15 protein-coding genes are annotated in these 17,304 nt (G+C 66.8%); 8 read left to right on the top strand and 7 right to left on the bottom strand.

The annotated features are described in order from the left end of the window. Nucleotides 1–25: 25 nt before the first annotated feature. On the bottom strand, nt 26–1,165 hold the full coding sequence (locus KO538_RS27800; protein ID WP_219330286.1) for a serine hydrolase: 1,140 nt from the start codon (nt 1,163–1,165) through the stop codon (nt 26–28). A 323-nt stretch (nt 1,166–1,488) separates the two neighbouring features. Between KO538_RS27800 and KO538_RS27795 the strand changes: the two genes are divergently transcribed. The 8 genes from KO538_RS27795 (at nt 1,489) to KO538_RS27760 (ending at nt 12,564) form a co-directional block, all read left to right on the top strand. Next, the gene (locus KO538_RS27795) at nt 1,489–4,509 is read left to right on the top strand and encodes a calcium-binding protein (protein ID WP_219330285.1); all 3,021 of its coding nucleotides are present in this window, start codon (nt 1,489–1,491) and stop codon (nt 4,507–4,509) included. Nucleotides 4,510–4,600: 91 nt separating this feature from the next. Continuing rightward, the gene (locus KO538_RS27790) at nt 4,601–6,787 is read left to right on the top strand and encodes a type I secretion system permease/ATPase (RefSeq protein WP_219330284.1); all 2,187 of its coding nucleotides are present in this window, start codon (nt 4,601–4,603) and stop codon (nt 6,785–6,787) included. Continuing rightward, nucleotides 6,784–8,127, top strand: coding sequence for an HlyD family type I secretion periplasmic adaptor subunit (locus tag KO538_RS27785; RefSeq protein ID WP_219330283.1), 1,344 nt, complete (start codon nt 6,784–6,786; stop codon nt 8,125–8,127). The genes KO538_RS27790 and KO538_RS27785 overlap by 4 nt, the downstream gene beginning before the upstream one ends. Next, the gene (locus KO538_RS27780) at nt 8,117–9,475 is read left to right on the top strand and encodes a TolC family protein (protein ID WP_219330282.1); all 1,359 of its coding nucleotides are present in this window, start codon (nt 8,117–8,119) and stop codon (nt 9,473–9,475) included. Before KO538_RS27785 ends, KO538_RS27780 begins: the two co-directional genes overlap by 11 nt. A gap of 81 nt (nt 9,476–9,556) precedes the next feature. Then, on the top strand, nt 9,557–10,054 hold the full coding sequence (locus KO538_RS27775; protein WP_257620625.1) for a VOC family protein: 498 nt from the start codon (nt 9,557–9,559) through the stop codon (nt 10,052–10,054). A 90-nt stretch (nt 10,055–10,144) separates the two neighbouring features. Next, the gene (gene purT / locus KO538_RS27770) at nt 10,145–11,374 is read left to right on the top strand and encodes a formate-dependent phosphoribosylglycinamide formyltransferase (RefSeq protein ID WP_072453699.1); all 1,230 of its coding nucleotides are present in this window, start codon (nt 10,145–10,147) and stop codon (nt 11,372–11,374) included. Further along, entirely contained in the window at nt 11,374–11,811 is a 438-nt protein-coding gene (locus tag KO538_RS27765; protein WP_257620624.1) for a DUF6678 family protein, read from the top strand. The genes purT and KO538_RS27765 overlap by 1 nt, the downstream gene beginning before the upstream one ends. 15 nt (nt 11,812–11,826) lie before the next feature. After that, nucleotides 11,827–12,564 (top strand): hypothetical protein, encoded by a 738-nt coding sequence (locus KO538_RS27760; protein ID WP_219330281.1) that lies wholly within the window; start codon nt 11,827–11,829, stop codon nt 12,562–12,564. On the opposite strand, the gene KO538_RS27755 is transcribed toward KO538_RS27760, so the two are convergent. From KO538_RS27755 to KO538_RS27730, 6 genes are read right to left on the bottom strand one after another with little or no spacing between them, the layout of a single operon-like run. Further along, the gene (locus KO538_RS27755; RefSeq protein WP_072453696.1) at nt 12,551–13,252 is read right to left on the bottom strand and encodes an ABC transporter permease; all 702 of its coding nucleotides are present in this window, start codon (nt 13,250–13,252) and stop codon (nt 12,551–12,553) included. The two genes, KO538_RS27760 and KO538_RS27755, sit on opposite strands and share 14 nt — an antisense overlap. Next, nucleotides 13,249–14,553, bottom strand: a complete 1,305-nt coding sequence (locus KO538_RS27750) for a glycosyltransferase (RefSeq protein WP_257620623.1) — start codon at nt 14,551–14,553, stop codon at nt 13,249–13,251. Before KO538_RS27750 ends, KO538_RS27755 begins: the two co-directional genes overlap by 4 nt. Continuing rightward, on the bottom strand, nt 14,547–15,434 hold the full coding sequence (locus KO538_RS27745; RefSeq protein WP_219330280.1) for a hydrolase 1, exosortase A system-associated: 888 nt from the start codon (nt 15,432–15,434) through the stop codon (nt 14,547–14,549). The genes KO538_RS27750 and KO538_RS27745 overlap by 7 nt, the downstream gene beginning before the upstream one ends. Continuing rightward, nucleotides 15,431–16,288, bottom strand: a complete 858-nt coding sequence (locus KO538_RS27740) for a hydrolase 2, exosortase A system-associated (RefSeq protein ID WP_219330279.1) — start codon at nt 16,286–16,288, stop codon at nt 15,431–15,433. Before KO538_RS27740 ends, KO538_RS27745 begins: the two co-directional genes overlap by 4 nt. Continuing rightward, the gene (locus KO538_RS27735) at nt 16,285–16,530 is read right to left on the bottom strand and encodes an acyl carrier protein (RefSeq protein WP_070301769.1); all 246 of its coding nucleotides are present in this window, start codon (nt 16,528–16,530) and stop codon (nt 16,285–16,287) included. Before KO538_RS27735 ends, KO538_RS27740 begins: the two co-directional genes overlap by 4 nt. After that, nucleotides 16,509–17,264 (bottom strand): GNAT family N-acetyltransferase, encoded by a 756-nt coding sequence (locus KO538_RS27730; RefSeq protein ID WP_219330278.1) that lies wholly within the window; start codon nt 17,262–17,264, stop codon nt 16,509–16,511. The genes KO538_RS27735 and KO538_RS27730 overlap by 22 nt, the downstream gene beginning before the upstream one ends. Between the last annotated feature and the right edge of the window lie 40 nt (nt 17,265–17,304).

The raw sequence follows: 17,304 nt of genomic DNA, 5'->3' as shown, positions 1-17,304 counted from the left end.
TGGCGCCGTACGTCTTGTTGGCGGCCTACTTCGCGCTTTCCATGGATTCCACTGTGTCGAAAATAGGCGCCAGCGCGCTTTCCATGGCGCCGGCGGTCGCGTCGCCGCTCTGGTTGGTGATAATGAAGACCCCAAGCTGATATTGGGGAACGATGTAGGCGTAGCTTTGCGCACGTGGCACGCCGCCATGGTGTACATAATGCGTGCCCAACTGGCGATTGCTGCCGATGTTCCAGAAATAGGCAATGCTGAAGTCATCCTGAAAGCGCACCAGCGGCTTGTGCGATTCGGCGACCGCGCGATGGGTGCCCAATTGCAGGCGCAGGTATTTCGCCATATCGGGCATGGTTGACTTCAGGTTGCCGGCCGCCCCCCAGGGCAGTTGCGGCATCGGTGTCGTGATGACGGGATTGTCGCTGTGGTAGCCGGGCGCCAGCCGATCACTATCCCCGGCTGCGATTTTCAGCCTGGTATCGTGCATGCCGGCTTCGCGCGCGATGAATTGCGTGAGCAGGACTGCATAGGGCATGCCGTAGATTGTTTCGAGCGTGTGCGCAATGAGTTCGGTACCGGCGCTGCAATAGGCGTAGTCCTTGCCAAGCGGACCCTTGATGCTGACCGTATGTAAATCCTGCCAGAATTGTTGTTGCCCGTAGTTGGCATACGCTGCATTGAGCTTTGCCGGCGTGGCGTGTGCCGTGAAATCCTGCAATATGGTGTTCACCTGCAATGGCAGCATGCCCGGCATGGTGCTGGTGTGCGTGATCAAATGGCGCAAGCGCACGGGCTGGCCTTGCCACTGCAGGTTCGGGTAGGCGGCCGGCAGGTAGTTTTGTATGGGATCGTCGAGCGCCGCTTTCCCGTCCAGCACGGCGTTCGCCAGTAGCAGGCCGGCAAAAGTCTTGCTGACTGAGCCGATCTCATACAGCGTTGTATCGTTCGGCGGATTGCCTTTGCCGGTCTCCAGCTCGCCCTGATGCAGGATGAATTCCTTGCCGCGATAAACGACGGCAATCGAGGTCGCGTGCAGCAATGGTGACTGCAGCAAAGTGGCCGCGGTCTGGCGCATGGCCGCAGGAATGTCGTGCGCAGGTGCCGTGGCTGCTGGCTTGCAAGCTGCCAGCAGCAGTGTCATTACAGTGATGCTTGCGGCGAGTTTGGTCATCATGCGCACCATCGAGGGGGGAGGGGCATTCTCGCACAATGGCTATAGCGGTGACAGAAAAAACTTGGCAAAAATCTCCTCTTCTTTCTTCCATGCAGTGTGACATTTGCATGACAAATAACAGTGCCTGTCCCGATTGCGCGTCATTAAGGCGTGCATGCGAGGCGACGCTCAGGCGCTCGCCGTCCATGCGCCAAAAGTGCCGGACCGTTGAAGGTGCACGCTGAATGGCAAGTGGATGCGGCCGGAACTTTTGCCTTGCATGCCGGCTTGCGCCGGCATATTCAATCTTGGTTTTAAGTTTAATGACAGGAAACTGCAACATGACTGAAAACAATGCATCTGGCTCCAGCGTCTCCGCCATCGACGCTTACCTGAACAGTTCGGCAGCCGCCGCGCAGCGCTTCACGGGCACGGCGAACGCGGATATCCTCACCGGCACCACGGGCGCCGACGTGCTCGAAGGCCTGGCCGGCGACGATACGTATTACGTCAACCACAGTGGCGACGTGATCGTCGAACTGGCCAATGGCGGCAGCGATACCGTCTACACCAGCGTCAATTACACGGTGGCCGACAACATCGAGAACGTGCGCCTGACCGCAGGCGGCCTGACGGTAACGGGCAGCGCCAATACCAATAACGTCTTTTTCGTTGATGCGGCCGGTGGCAACAGGATCGATGGCGGCGGCACGGGCAACATGGTCAATTACACGGCGTCCAGCACGGGCGTGACGGCGGCCTTGTCCGGAGCGAATGGCCCGGTGACGGCGCCGCCCGGCAGCGATGTGCTGCTCAATATCGCCAACATCGCCGGCAGCAAGTTCGATGATGTCCTGACCGGTAACGAGCTCAAAAACGCCCTCGTGGGCGGTTTTGGCAACGATATCCTGCGCGGCGGCAAGGGCGACGATACCCTGGCCGGCATGCAGGGCGACGACACGTATATGTTTGCCCGTGGCGACGGCGCCGACATCATCGTTGAAGGGGAAGAGGCGGCCAGCCATAACGTCGTCTCCTTCCTGGCCGGCGTCAATGCCGACCAGCTGTGGTTCCGCCAGGTGGGCACGGCGCTGGAAGTGAGCACCATCGGCACCGGCGACAAAATCACCATCAACGCCTGGTTTTCCAGTGCGGCGCCGCGCATACAGGAATTCCGCACGGCCGAAGGCCGCGTGCTGCTGGGCAGCGACGTGCAAAACCTCGTGCAGACAATGGCGGGCCTGGCGATGCCGGCGGCCGGCCAGCTGACCTTGCCAGCGGCGACGGCCGCCGCCCTGGCGCCCGCGCTGGCGCAGAACTGGCGCACGGAAGGACCGAACCAGCCCGGCAATGGCGTCTTTACCGGCACGGCGAACCCGGACATCATCCTGGGCACGGCGGGCGCCGACGTGATGGCGGGCCTGGCCGGCGACGACACGTATTACGTCAACCACAGCGGCGACGTGGTGGTGGAACAGGCTGGCGGCGGCCGCGATACCGTCTATGCCAGCGCGAACTACACGCTGTCCGCCAACGTCGAAGAGGTGCATGTGAGCGCCGCCGGCCTGACGGTGACGGGCAACGGCAATGACAACGTGTTCCACGTCGATGTCGCTGGCGGCAACGTGCTGCGCGGCACCGGCACGAACAGCACGGCCACCTATGCGGGTTCCAAGGCGGGCGCGACGGCCAGCATCGTTTCCATCAACGAATCCCATGCGGCCCGCCCCGGCAGCGATGTGCTGGTCAATATTTCCAGCGTGACCGGCAGCGGCTATGACGACGTACTGTCCGGCAACGAGCTGGCCAATACCCTGGCTGGCGGCCTCGGCAACGATACCTTGCAAGGCGGCAAAGGCAGCGACGTGCTCACCGGCGGCCTCGGCGACGATACCTATGTCTTTGCGCGCGGCGACGGCGCCGATGTCATTACCGAATCGTCCGCCGATGCCAATTACGACACCATCGCCTTCCTGGCCGGTGTCAACATCGACCAGCTGTGGTTCCGCCAGGTGGGCAATGACCTGGAAGTGAGCACCATCGGCACCACGGACAAGATCACCATCCGCGCCTGGAACGCGGCTGTGCCGAACATCGAGGAATTCCGCACGGCCGCCGGCCACGTCATGCGCGGCGCCGACGTGCAGCTGCTGGTGCGGGCGATGGCGAACCTGACGCCGCCGCCGCTGGGCCAGCTGACCCTGCCGGCTGGCACGGCCGCCGCCCTGGCGCCCGCGCTGGCCCAGGCCTGGCACTTCAACGGTCCCACGCAACCGACGGGGCAGACATTCGTCGGCACGGCGGGCGCCGACGTCATCAATGGGAGCACGGGCGCCGACCTGCTGCAAGGCCTCGGTGGCGACGACACGTATTACGTCAACCACAGCGGCGACTTCATCGATGAACGTGGCAATGGCGGCAACGACACCGTGTACACCAGCGTCAACTACACGGTGGCCGACAACGTCGAGTACGTGCGCCTCACCGGTTCAGGCCTGACGGTGACGGGCAGCGCCTATACCAGCAACGTCTTCCATGTCGGCACCGCCGGCGGCAACGTGCTCGACGGTGGCGGGGCGGGCAATTCGCTGTCCTACGCCACTTCCACTACGGGCGTGACGGCCGCCTTTGCGCCCGTTGGCGGCCCGATGACGGCGCGCGCGGGCAGCGACGTGCTGGCCAATTTCAATGCCGTCATCGGCAGCAAGTTCGACGACGTGCTGACCGGCAATGAACTGAAGAACATCCTGCTGGGCGGCCTCGGCAACGATATCCTGCAAGGCGGCAAGGGCGATGACGCGCTGGCCGGTACGCTGGGCAACGACACCTATGTCTTCGCCCGCGGTGATGGCGCCGACATTATTTCCGAGGCGAACGAGGCGGGCAGCCGCGACGTGGTGTCCTTCCTGGCCGGCGTCAGCGCCGAGCAGCTGTGGTTCCGCCAGGTGGGCAGCAACCTCGAAGTGAGCACCATCGGCACCACGGACAAGGTCACCGTCAATGGCTGGTATGCGGCAGCGGGGGCGAGCATCGAGCAATTCCGCATGGCCGATGGCCGGGTCTTGCTGGGCAGCCAGGTGCAAAACCTCGTGCAGGCCATGGCGGGCCTGACGCCGCCACCGGCCGGCCAGCTGACCTTGCCTGCAGGCACGGCCGCCATCCTGGCGCCGGTGCTGGCGCAGAACTGGCGCGCCGCGCAACAAACGCTTGCCGCCAGCCAGGGCGGCTTCGGCGGCTGGCAGGCGGATTCCGCGCAGCTGGTGCAAGCGATGGCCGGCTTTGCCGTGCCGCCGGCGGCATCGGCGCCATGGTCAGGCCACGGCAATCCGTCGACGCAGATCCAGCTGGCGGCAGTCCATTAATCAGTTGACATAGCCAGATCCACCCTCACGCAGCCGGGCCGGGGCGACCTGTCACGGCCTGGCTGCGCCATTGAATCTCTGATATTGCCCGATGACAGTCCTCTCCCACCGCAACGATACGCCGTCCTTGGAAAAAACTGTGCCCGACACGGGCTTGCTGTCGCTGTTGCTGATGGCCAGCCTGCACGGCATCGCCGCCGATGGCGCCCAGCTCAAGCACGCTTTCGGCCAGGCCGTGTTCACGCGGCAAACCGTGCTGCTGGCGGCCCGGCAACTTGGCTTGACGGCCAAACTGGTGCGCCAGGCGCCCGAAAGGCTGGCGCAAGCGCCGCTGCCTGCCATCGCCATCGATACGGATGGCCGTTTCTTTATCCTCGGCAAGGTCGAGACGGACGCTGACGGCGTGAGCAAGGTGCTGGTCCAGCATCCGGGCCAGCCGCCGCAAATCCTCGGCCGGGCAGCCTTCCTTGCCGCCTGGACGGGCGAGCTGATCTTTTTCACCAGCAAGGCCAGCTATGCGGGCGAGACGGCCCGTTTCGACTTCAGCTGGTTCATTCCCGCCGTCGTCAAATACCGCAGGCTGCTGGGCGAAGTGCTGCTGATCTCCTTCGTGCTGCAGCTGATCGGCCTGGCCACGCCCCTGTTTTTCCAGGTGGTGATGGACAAGGTGCTGGTCAACCACGCGATGAAAACCCTGCACGTGGTGGCTATCGGCCTCGTGTGCGCCATCGTTTTCGAAGCCGTGCTTGGCCTCATCCGCACCTATGTTTTTGCGCGCACCAGCAGCAAGATCGACGTGGAACTGGGCGCGCGCCTGTTCCGCCACTTGCTGGCCTTGCCGATCGCGTATTTCCAGGCGCGCCGCGTGGGCGATTCCGTGGCGCGCATCCATGAACTGGAAAACATCCGCTCTTTCCTCACCGGCAACGCCATGACCCTGGTGCTCGACCTGCTGTTTTCCTTCATCTTCATTGCCGCCATGCTGTGGTACAGCGCGGCGCTCAGCATCGTCGTGCTGGCCTCGATTCCCGTCTATGCGGCCCTGTCGATGCTGCTCACGCCCGTGCTGCGGGGCCGCCTGAACGAAAAATTCAACCGCAGCGCGGAAAACCAGTCCTTCCTGGTCGAAACCATCAGCGGCGTCGATACGCTCAAGGCCATGGCCGTCGAGCCGCGCTGGCAGCAGCAGTGGGAAAAGCAGCTGGCCGGCTATGTCTCGGCAGGGCTGTCGGCGAATAACATCGGCATGCTGGCCAGCGGCGGCGTCACCCTGGTCAGCAAACTGGTGACGGCGGCCATCATGTGGTGGGGCGCCACCCTCGTCATCGACGGCAAGATGACGGTGGGCGAACTGGTCGCGTTCAATATGCTGGCCGGGCAGGTGGCGTCGCCCATCTTGCGCCTGGCCCAGCTGTGGAACGATTTCCAGCAGGTGGGCATCTCCATGAGCCGGCTCGGCGACATCCTCAATGCGCGCGTGGAAGCGGGCAGCCAGAAGGCGCGCCTGCCGCGCATCGCAGGCGCCATCGACTTCCAGCAGGTGGGTTTCCGCTACCGGCCCGATGCGGCCGAAGTGCTGCGCAATGTGTCGATTGCCATTGCGCCCGGCGAAGTGATCGGCATCGTCGGGCGTTCCGGTTCCGGCAAGAGCACCTTGACGCGGCTGGCGCAGCGCCTGTATATCCCCGAGCGGGGCAAGGTGCTGATCGACGGGCAGGACATCGCCGTCATCGACACGGCCTCGCTGCGGCGGCAGATCGGCGTGGTGCTGCAGGAAAATATCCTGTTCAACCGTTCCGTGCGCGACAACATCGCCCTGAGCGACCCGGCGTTACCGATGGAAACCGTCATCGCCGTGGCGAAACTGGCCGGTGCCCACGATTTCATTTGCGAGTTGCCAGAAGGCTACGACACCATGGTGGGCGAGCACGGCACGGGCTTGTCGGGCGGCCAGCGCCAGCGCATCGCCATCGCCCGCGCCCTGATCGGCAATCCGCGCATCCTGATTTTCGATGAGGCGACGAGCGCGCTCGACTATGAGTCGGAAAAAATTATCCAGGACAATATGCGCGGCATTTGTGCGGGGCGCACCGTGCTGATCATCGCCCACCGCCTGTCGGCCGTGCGTGAAGCACACCGTATCGTCGTCATGGAGCGGGGGCAGGTAGCCGAACTGGGCACGCACGACGCGCTGCTGGCGCAGCCGGGCGGCATCTACGCACATCTGTACAGCCTGCAGCAGGGTACGCACGGGAGCGCAACAGGGGACGCAACATGAGCGCCGGCCACCGCCTGGCCGCGTATGGCGAGCTGTTGCAACGCTACGGCCAGGTGCTGCGGCACAGCTGGCGCCAGCGTGCCGCCTTGAGCGGCCCCGTGCTCAGCGAAGACGAGGCGGCCTTCTTGCCGGCCGCGCTGGCGCTGCAGGAGCGTCCCGTGTCGCCCTCGTTGCGCCTGACGGCCAGGGTGCTGATGCTGCTGGTCGGCTGCGTCGTGCTGTGGGCGGTCTTTGGCCAGGTCGACATCATCGTCAACGCGGCCGGCAAGATCATTCCGTCCGGCAACACCAAGACCATCGCCTCGGTCGACGTGGCGGCCGTGCGCGCCCTGCACGTGCGCGAGGGACAAGCCGTCAAGGCGGGCCAGCTGCTGGTGGAACTCGACAGCCGCGGCCCGGACGCGGAGCGCGACAAGGCCGCCGGCGACGCCGTGGCGGCCGCGCTGCAGATGGCCCGCTCGCGCGCGCTGATCGCCGCCATCGACAGCTTGACGCTGCCCAAGCTGGCGGCGCCCGATGGCGCTTCCGCAGCCCAGCGCGAGGAAGCGCAGGGCCACCTCGATGGCCAGTACGCGAGTTTCCGCGCCCGGCTCGCGCATCTCGATGGAGAAATCGCCCGCTACGCCCAGGCGCTGCCGCTGGCCACGCAGCGCGCCGGCGATTACCAGGCGCTGCTGGCCACGCGCGACGTGGCCGAACACGCGTGGCTGGAAAAGGAACAGGCGCGTATCGACCTGGCCGGCCAGCTGGCGTCGGCCCGCAGCGAGCGCGCGGCCCTGGTGGCGCAAACGCGCAAGGACGCCTACGACGCGCTGACGGAAGGGGCCAGGGTAGCGGCGGCCAGCGGCCAGGATGCGCGCCGCGCAGGCGCCCGCGGCAGCCTGCTGCGCCTGACGGCGCCCGTCGACGGCACGGTGCAGCAACTGAAGCTGCACACGGTGGGCGGCGTCGTGCCGGCCGCGCAGGCGCTGATGCAGATCGTGCCGCGCCAGGGCAAGCTGGAAATCGACGCCGTGCTGGAAAACCGCGACGTCGGCTTCGTGCAGGTCGGACAGGCGGTGGCCATCAAGGTCGACGCCTTCGATTACACCAAGTATGGCACCGTGCCCGCCGTCGTCAGCAGCGTCTCGCGCGACGCTGTCGAGGATGAAAAGAAGGGTCCCGTGTATGCCGTCAGGATCACGCTGCGGCAGCCGTCCATCGTCGTCGACGGCAGATTGGCGCCGCTGTCGGCCGGCATGGCCGTGCGCGCGGAAATCCGCACGGGGACGAGGAGGGTGATCGAATACGTGCTCTCGCCGCTGGTACAGCACCAGAAGGAGGCGCTGCATGAACGCTAGACCCCGCGCCATGGCCGCCATCGCCGCCAGCTTGCTGCTGGCCAGTGCTGCGGCGCAGGCGGGCGAGTTCGAGGCCGCGCCATGCCCGTCCGATTACGAGGCGGGCGTGCCCTTGACCCTGCCGGCGGCCGTCGACCTGGCCCTGTGCCGCAACGCGCAGGTGCATGGCGCCTGGGCCGGCATCCGGCTGCAGGCGGCCGGCGTGGGCGAGGCCAGAGCCGCCTTTCTGCCGACCCTGAATGCGGGCGTGAGCCGGGTGCACGACCGCACGGCTTATCCGGGCGCCAGCACGCCGTCCGGCAGCTTGAACAGCAATACGGGCTCGCTCAATCTGTCCTGGCGTTTGTTCGACTTCGGCGGGCGCGCGGCGGGCCAGCGTTCGGCGCAAGCCTTGCTCGACGCGGCCCTGGCCAACCGCGACGCCGTGCTGCAAAAGACCCTGGCGGCCACCGTCAGTGCGTATTTCGACGCGCAGACGGCGCGGGCCAACGTGCGGATGCGCGAGGAGTACCGGGCGCTGGCCAATGAAACGGTGCTGGCCACGCAGCGCCGCGCGCAGCGGGGACTGGGTTCGCACAGCGACACCCTGCAGGCGACGAGCGCGCTGGCCAAGGCGGCCCTGGGCGCCAGCCGCGCCGATGGCGAGTTCCAGAAGGCGCACGCCGTGCTTGTCTATACGCTGGGTTTGCCGGCCGAGGCGGGCGTGGTGCTGGATGACGAAGCGGATGCCCCGGTGGCGGGCTTGGGCGAAGATTTGCACACCTGGCTGGCGCTGGCCCAGGCGCGGCACCCGGCCATCGTGGCTGCGCAGGCGCAGCTGGCGGCCGCGCGCGAACGGGTGGCCGTAACCGAGTCGGAAGGCCGTCCCAGCATCGACCTGACGGCCAATACCTACCAGAACGGCCGCCCCAACCAGGGCTTGTCCGCCGCGTCCACGCGCGAAACCCTGGTGGGCATCTCATTGAACATTCCCCTGTTCGACGGTTTTGCGCGCCACTACAAGGTGCGCGGCGCGCTGGCGCAGGCCGGGCAAAGGGAAGCCGAGGCGCAGGAGGTGCAACAGCAAACCCTGATGGAACTGGTGAAAACGCATGCGGAGGCGAGCACGGCGCTGGCCAACCTGGCCGCCTCGCAAGCGTGGCTGGACGCGGCGCGCGATGCCCAGGCCAGCGTGCAGCGCAAGTTCGGCCTGGGCGCTGCCGATATCCTGGAAATGCTGAACACGCAGTCGGCGCTGCTCGAGGCGCAGCAGGAGCGCATCCGTTGCCAGGCGGAATGGCGTTCGGCCCGGCTGCGGCTGCTGGCCAGCGCTGGCGTGCTGGGACGGGAGGCCATTGCAGGGCGCTAACAGGCGCATTCCGCGCGCCATGCCGGCGCAATTGTGACTATATTAGCGTAGCTAATCCACACACCGGCCAAGGGAGACATCATGCACAGCATACAAAAGATTACCCCGTGTTTATGGTTCAACGGCCACGCCGAGGCGGCGGCCCTGTTTTATACGGGGATATTCCCCAATTCGAAGATCGGCCAGATCCTGCGCTATGGCGAGGAGGGCAAGGAAATCCACGGCCAGGAGCAGGGCAGCGTGCTGACGGTGGCGTTTGAACTCGACGGCCAGACGTTCACGGGCTTGAATGGCGGACCCTTGTTCCAGTTTTCCGAAGCGATCTCGTTCCAGGTCAATTGCGAAACCCAGGACGAGGTCGACCACTACTGGAACCAGCTGTCCGAAGGCGGGGCCCTGGAAGCGCAGCAGTGCGGCTGGCTCAAGGACCAGTTCGGCGTGTCCTGGCAAATCGTGCCCACCATCATGGTCAAGCTGCTGGGCGATCCCGACCCGATCAAGGCCCAGCGCGTGATGAAAGCCATGATGGGCATGAAAAAGATCGACATCGACGAGATCAAGCGGGCGTACGCGGGTTAGCCTGGTCCGTCAGGCAGCGGTGCGCCCTGTCCAAGATGGCCGGCATTTGTTATAGTCCCAGCCATCTTTCCATCCGCCTACATACCTGCCATGACCACTAGCACCAGCAGCACCATCGCGCCCCGCACCTTCGGCACGCCCCTGTCTTCCACCGCCATCAAAGTCATGCTGCTGGGTTCCGGTGAGCTGGGCAAGGAAGTGATCATGTCGCTGCAGCGCCTGGGCGTGGAAGTGATCGCCGTCGACCGCTACCCGAACGCGCCGGGCCACCCGGTGGCGCACCGCTCGCACGTGATCGACATGAGCGACGGCGTGGCCCTGGCCGCCCTGATCGAACTGGAAAAGCCCGATTTGATCGTGCCCGAAATCGAAGCCATCGCCACCGATACGCTGGCGGCGCTGGAAGCGGCCGGACAAATCACGTGCATCCCGAACGCGCGCGCGGCCGTGCTGACGATGAACCGCGAAGGCATCCGCACCCTGGCGGCCGAAACCCTGGGCGTGGCCACGTCGCCCTACCGCTTCGCCAGCAGCCTGCGGGAGTTGCAGCTTGCATGCCAGGAGATCGGCTTTCCGTGCGTCGTGAAACCCGTGATGTCGTCGTCGGGAAAAGGCCAGTCCAAACTCGATGGCGCCGCGGACGTGGACGCGGCGTGGGCGTATGCGGCCAGCGGCAGCCGTGTCGATACGGGCCGGGTCATCGTCGAGGGTTTCATCGACTTCGACTACGAAATCACCCTGCTGACGGTGCGCGCCGTCGGCGCTTCGGGACAGATCGAGACGCAGTTCTGCGAGCCGATCGGCCACTTGCAGGTGCATGGCGACTACGTGGAATCGTGGCAGCCGGCCCGCATGGCGCCGCTGGCCCTCGAGCGTTCGCGCGACATCGCGCGCAAGGTGACGGACAACCTGGGCGGCCTGGGCCTGTTCGGCGTGGAGCTGTTCGTCAAGGACGACATGGTGTGGTTCTCGGAAGTGAGCCCCCGTCCGCACGACACGGGCATGGTCACCATGGCCAGCCAGGTGCAGAGCGAATTCGAGCTGCACGCGAAAGCCATCCTCGGCTTGCCCGTCAACGTGGCCCTGCGCTCGCCCGGCGCCTCGGCCGTCATCTACGGCCAGCTGGAAGCGAAAGGCATCGCCTTCGAAGGCGTGGCCGACGCCCTGAGCGTGCCGGGCGCGGACTTGCGCCTGTTCGGCAAGCCGGAATCGTTCGCCCGCCGCCGCATGGGCGTGGCGCTGGCCACGGCCGACGATATCGACACGGCCCGCGCGCGCGCCGTGCTGGCTGCGTCCAAAGTCAAACCGGTGGTCCGCTGATGCCAGAGGCCAGCCTGCCGCAGGCCGACGCCGGTGGCGACGACATCAAGCGCAAGCTGCGTGGCCACATCGCGCGGCGCAACCTGGCCGGCGCCGCCAACGATTGCAAGTGGAACGAACTGCTGGCTTTCATGCGCGGACGCACCGACTGGGCGCCGTCGTACCGTTACGGCTCCGTCACCGGCTATGTGTCGCGCTGGGATACGGAATGGGATTACCACCCGCCGTTCCCGTTCCTGGGCGTGGAATGGTTCGATATCAGCCTGTACTCGGAAGAACACGTGGCCATGCTGCTGCCCAAGAAAATCATCGACCACGGCGTGTGGATCGTGCCGGCGCTCGAACGCATCGGCTTCGATTTCGAAGTGCGGGACCGGGTGGCGCGTATCTGGGGCTATTTGCCCCGCAATTATCACGACTTCCCAACCGCCGACTAATTCAAAGACTCTCTCATGCCTGAAAACCTTATTCCCCAGGTGCCGCAACCAGACGACGCCGTCGTCGGCAAGGAAGCGGGCGCGCAGATGCTGGCCACGGCTTGCGCCGCGCGCGACGCCTTCTATGCCACATTGGGCGCTGTTGACGCCGACGTGCTGGCGCCGCTGGTCAACCCCGCTTTCATGGGGGGCCCGCGCTGGCCATCGTTGCGCCAGGCCTGGCGGGTAATCCGCCGCAATGATTCCATCCTCATTGCCAGCGATGGCTTGAGCGACCCGTTCGAAGATGACGACGACGTGTTTGTCCCGCGCGGCCACCTGCTGGAAGTGTGCATCGAGGCGCCGCTGTCCGCCTTCGACGGCGATCCGGTGCAGGCATCGTGGCTGTTCGATCTGGTCTACCAGGTCAGCCAGAACGTGGCCGACCATGGCTCCATCGATTTGCTGGTGCAGCGCCACGGCAGCGTGTCGATGGCGCTGGACTTGCAAGACGCGCCCAAGGGCCTCGAAGACGAGAATGAACAGGTGGGCGTGCTGCTGGCCCAGGGCGCAAGCACCATCCCCTCATCCTTCGACACGCCGTTTGGCGACGTGATGCTGCTGACGCTCACCGCGCTGCAGCCGGCCGAACTGGCATACATCAGCGAGGCCGAAGACAAGGCGCAGGCGCGGCGCGACCTGGCCGCCGCGCTGGCCGCGTCGCCGGCCGGGCATTGGAGTGTGGCCCAGCGGCCGGCCGTCATTCCCCGCTAGGTTCTTCGACCGGGGGCACAGCCGGTTCTTCCGCTTTCGGCGCTTCCTTCGCCTCCACGACGACGGGCGCGGGAGGCGGCTCGCGCCACTTGCCCGCCGCTTTCAGCTTGTTCTTCAGTCCCGGCAAGGGGAAACCCAGCGCATAGGCTTTTTGCGCGTGCGCGCTGGCCTTCTCGTATTCCTTCTTCTTTGCATACATCAGGCCCAGGTTGTATTGAATGGTGGCCTGGTCCGGCGCCAGGCGGCTGGCTGCGTCCAGCTGTTCCAGCGCCATCGCATCCTGGCCCGTCGACAGCAAATAGCTGCCATACACCATGCGCGCCGTCACGTCGTGCGGCGCGAAGGCGATCGCCCGTTCGAAGTAGCAGCTGACCGTGTAGCGGGCGCCCACCGGCTGCGCGCTTTTCAGCCGCAATCCCAGCTTGGCCATCGATGCCAGCGCCCGGTGGTGGTTCGGGAAGTGTTCGAGCGTGTAACTGATGTCCGCGCCCAGGCTGCCCGTCATGCCTTGCGTGAGCGTTTCCACGGCGCGCGAAAAATGGAATTTCTCGACCACGGACAGCCCGTCGCGGTCTTCCGCGCTCGTGTAGTCGCCGCCCGGCGTGCGCTTGACGTAGGGCGGACACTCGGCGGCAGTAGTGCTGGCGCAGCAGGCGGCGAGGGTGCAGGCTAACAAGCAATGCTTCATGTCGGACTCCTGTGGCTGACCTGGTCGAGCAAATCGGCCAGGGCGTTGCTGCGGGCTTGCCGCGATTGCAGGGCGATGGCCGTGGGGCTGGCCAGCGGGGCGCGGCCCTGGCGCGCCAGTTCCAAAAAGCGCAGCAGGGCGCGTGCGCAATCGCCGCTCGACGCCAGCTGGCCGATGGTATCGATGCCACAGTGGCGCAGCTTGGCCGCGCTGTCGCCGGCCAGGTCGGTCAGCGCGAGGATGGGGCGGCGGCAGCGCAGGTATTCATACAGCTTGGCGGGAATCTGTTCGTTGCAGTTGGCCGCCTGCAGCAGCAGCAAGCCGTCGGCGGCCAGCATTTCGCGCAGCGCATCCTCGTGCGGCTGCAACGGTTCCAGGCTCACCAGATCCAGGATGCCGTATTTCGCCAGCAGGTCCGCCAGCCACGCATCGTGGCCCGTGGCGCGCAGCACCAGCTGGAAATTGCGGGCGTGCAGCACGCCGTCGTGGCGCAGGCGGGCCAGCGCTTCGAACAGTGGCTGGGGATCGCGCTCGGATGGGTAGATCACGCCGCTGTGCAGCAGAAGAAAGCGGCTGCGGTGGCCGCGCGGCGCGGCCAGCGGCGCGGCGTCCTCGTCATCGTCGTGGCCATTTTCGATCAGGCAGAAGCGCTCGCGCCCCACTTGCGCCAGGCGCCGCTGGTGCGCCGCGATGGCGCCCGGCGTGGTGCAGACGATGGCCGCGCTGCGCGCCGCGATGCGCTGTTCGATCCACGCATGCATGCGGTGCAGGCGCGGCTCGGGCGGATACGGCGCCAGCGGGTCGCTGTCGTCGAGCATGGGGTCGCGCTGGTCGGCGATCCACGGCAGGCCGCTGAGTTTTTGCAAAGTCATCGCGATCAGGTGCGCCGTGGCGATCGGGTACGTTGACCAGATGGCGTCTGGGCGATATTCGCGGATCATGCGCAGGCCGGCCGGCACGGCGCTCAGCCACCAGGAACTCCAGCGGTCGGGCAGTGCCAGGCAGCGCGGATAGCGTCCGGCGATGGACAAATGGCGCGCCGCGTCCAGCGCCAAGGTGCGCCGCACGGTCGCTTGCGCGCCGATCTGCGCCAGTTGTGTATTGCCCCGCTGTGCATACGCGAGCGGCGAGGGGCTGAGCACGAGCGGCTGCCAGCCGCAGTCGGGCAAATGGCGTGCAAAGCCCAGGGTGCGCAGGATGCCGCTGCCGCCGGCAAACGGCGGAAAATGGTAGGCGACCATCAGCACCCGTTTTGGTCGGGCCGCGTTCGGTCGGGCCGCGTTCGGCGAGGTCATTACCATGACCGCAGCCACCGCGCGCACAGCTGTTCGACTTCGCCGCGCCAGGCGGCGCTGGCGAACGTGTGGTTGGCGCCGGCGACCTGCGCCTGCGTCCATTGCGCGCGGGCGGCCACGGCGCGCCAGGCGGTGTCGCCATCGAGCAGGGCTTGCCACTCGCGCGCACCGAGGTCGTCGCCGCTGAGGACCAGCAGCACCTTGCCCTGGAATTGCGCCAGCGCCCGCAGCAGGGCCGGCGCGGGCGCATCGTCTTCCCGCGTTGGCCCTTCTTGCGTGGCGGCCGTCACCTGCCGCAGCGAGGCCAGGCTGGCGCCCAGCTGCAGTCCGCCGCTGGCCAGCTTGCGCCAGAAACTGCCTTGCAGCAGGCGTGGCAGATAATAGTGGCGCAAGGTGGCGCGCGCCAGGCCGGCGCTGCTGCGCACCCACGGGTTGAGCAGGATCAGGGCTTTGACGCGCGTGTCGCGCGGCGCATGGCAGGCCGCTGCCGTGGCGCCGTCGCACAAGCCCCACAGCGCCACTTCGCGCAAGGCTGGCACGGCGTCGAAGAATTGCGCCAGCGCGCCGGCGATGTCGGGACCGGCGGCACGGTAATCGCGCGCGCTACCCTCGCTGTCGCCCATGCCGCGCAAGTCGAAACGCAGCACGGGCCAGCCTTGCGCGGCCAGGGCGCGGGCCAGCAAGACGAACTGGCGGTGGCTGCCGACCCGGTACTGCGGCCCGCCCGTGACGATCAATACGCCGCGCGAGCCCGGCGCGTCGGGCAGGCTGAGGATGCCGATCATGCGCGCCTGCGCCTCGCCGTCGTCCGCTGCGCTGCGAAAGCGCAGGGCCAGTTCGCGCACGGCGGGTGCCGCGAGGTGCTGCTGGCCGCTGTCGCGCTTCATGGCGGCGTCCTTTCCTCATCGAGCCAGTCGCGGCACAGCGCACGCGTCGCGTCCAGCAGTTGCGGACACGCGAGCAGTTCGCCGCTGTGCCAGAACGGGCCATCGCCAAAGCTGGCAACGTGGACGGCGGCGCCCTGGTCCCGCCATTGCCGCGCCAGCGGCGGCAAGGGCGCGGCTGCCTGCTCCGGCCCCCGGTAATCGAGCCAATAGACAGGAACGGCAGGCTGCAGCGCGGACGCGCTGACGTCATCGATGGCGTGCGCCAGCGCGGGCGCCAGCAGGTAGCCGGCCACTTCCACAGCTTCACTTTCCGCCAGTGCGGCGCGCGCATGGCCGGGCGCTTCCTGCCCGCCGCCGGCCAGCATGCCGGCCGCCAGGCGCAGGCGCAGGAAACGGTCGATGACGCGCCGTCCGTCGAGTTCCGGTTGCCACAGCAGCAAACGGGCCAGGGGCAGCGGCGGGTTGCTGGCGAAATCGAGGGCCAGCAGGGCGCCCAGGCGCAAGCCCCACACGGTCAAGGGGCCGTTGACCCGCTGCGCCAGCCACGCGCACGCCAGGTGCAGGTCGTTGTGCCAGATGTCCCAGCGCGCTTCGCCAAAGTCGCCGCTGCTGTCGCCGCAGCCGAACAGGTCGATCTGCAGCACGCTGTAGCCGGCCGCGGCAAAGGCGCGCGCCTGCGCGGCCGCCACGTGGCGGCTTTTATTCAATTCTTCCGCGAACGGATGCACGTAGAGGATGCCGCCGCGCGCGGCCTGGCCCGGCGGCGGCAGGTGCAGCAAACAATAGCGCTGGCCGCCGCTGGCGGGCAGGAAGAAGGGCAGCAGCGGCAGCGCGTCGGTGAGGGCGCGGTTCATGGTCGCAGCTTTGCAAACACGAAATCGTGCAGGGTGCCCACGGTGGCGAAGTGGCGCGCGTGGATGTCGTCGTCGGCGACCATGATGCCGAAATGGTCTTCCAGCGCCGCGATCACGCCGATCACGGCCATCGAGTCGAGTTCCGGCACGCTGCCCAGGAGCGGCGTGTGGGCTTCCAGCACGCGCCCGTTCAAGCCCAGGGTGGTGTCGAGGATATGCTTTACTGCTTCAAGATGCGGCATGTCAGCTCCAGGGAAGGGTAGTGCGGCAGGCGGCTGGTATCGAAGGCCAGGCAGGGGATGTCGTCGGAAAGGCGCGACAGGTGTACATAGGGCGGCAGGCTGGCGGCCATCCATTGCCAGCGCCCGCAGCGAATGAAGGTGGCCGTGCCCAGCGCGTGCGTGCCCAGGCGCGCGTGGGCGCCCAGCGAGGCGCGGTTGAAACGCGAGATGCGGCTGCACGACCAGCGCACGCCTTGCGCGTGGAGTACGGCGTTGGCTTCTTCCCACAGGCGCGCGAAGACGAGGCCGCCGCGCTGTTCGGGATGCACCCACACGTCGAGGTCCCACGATGACTGGTTTGAGGCCAGCGCATAGCGGGCGCGCACCTCATCTTCCTGGCAGCCGTGGCGCAGCAGCCAGATCCAGCCAACCATGCCGGACTTGTCTCGCGCCACCAGGCATTGCGCGCCCTGACGGTAGCGTTCGCGCAGCGCACCGGGCCGGCGCTCGGGCCCAGGCGGCAAGTCCGCTTCCGCCAGGCAGGGCGTGACGGTGATCGACTTGCCGCGCCCGCGGCACAGCGAACCGGGCGCCACGGCCTGCGCCACGAACTGGTAGCGGTACAGTGCGCAGCGCCCGCCCGGCACTGTTGCCAGCAGCCGGGCCACGGCCAGCCAGGCGCTGTCGCGCCAGCCCAGCTGGGCGACGCTGGCGGCCAGCCGTTGCAGCAAGGGAAATTGCGGGGACAGGGCCATGGTAGTAACGGACGGGGCGGCTATGCAGCCAACGCTGTCC

It is taken from the genome of Janthinobacterium sp. NKUCC08_JDC (assembly GCF_019345575.1).
Classification (GTDB): domain Bacteria; phylum Pseudomonadota; class Gammaproteobacteria; order Burkholderiales; family Burkholderiaceae_D; genus Janthinobacterium; species Janthinobacterium aestuarii.
This window is presented reverse-complemented; position numbering and strand designations above follow the sequence as displayed.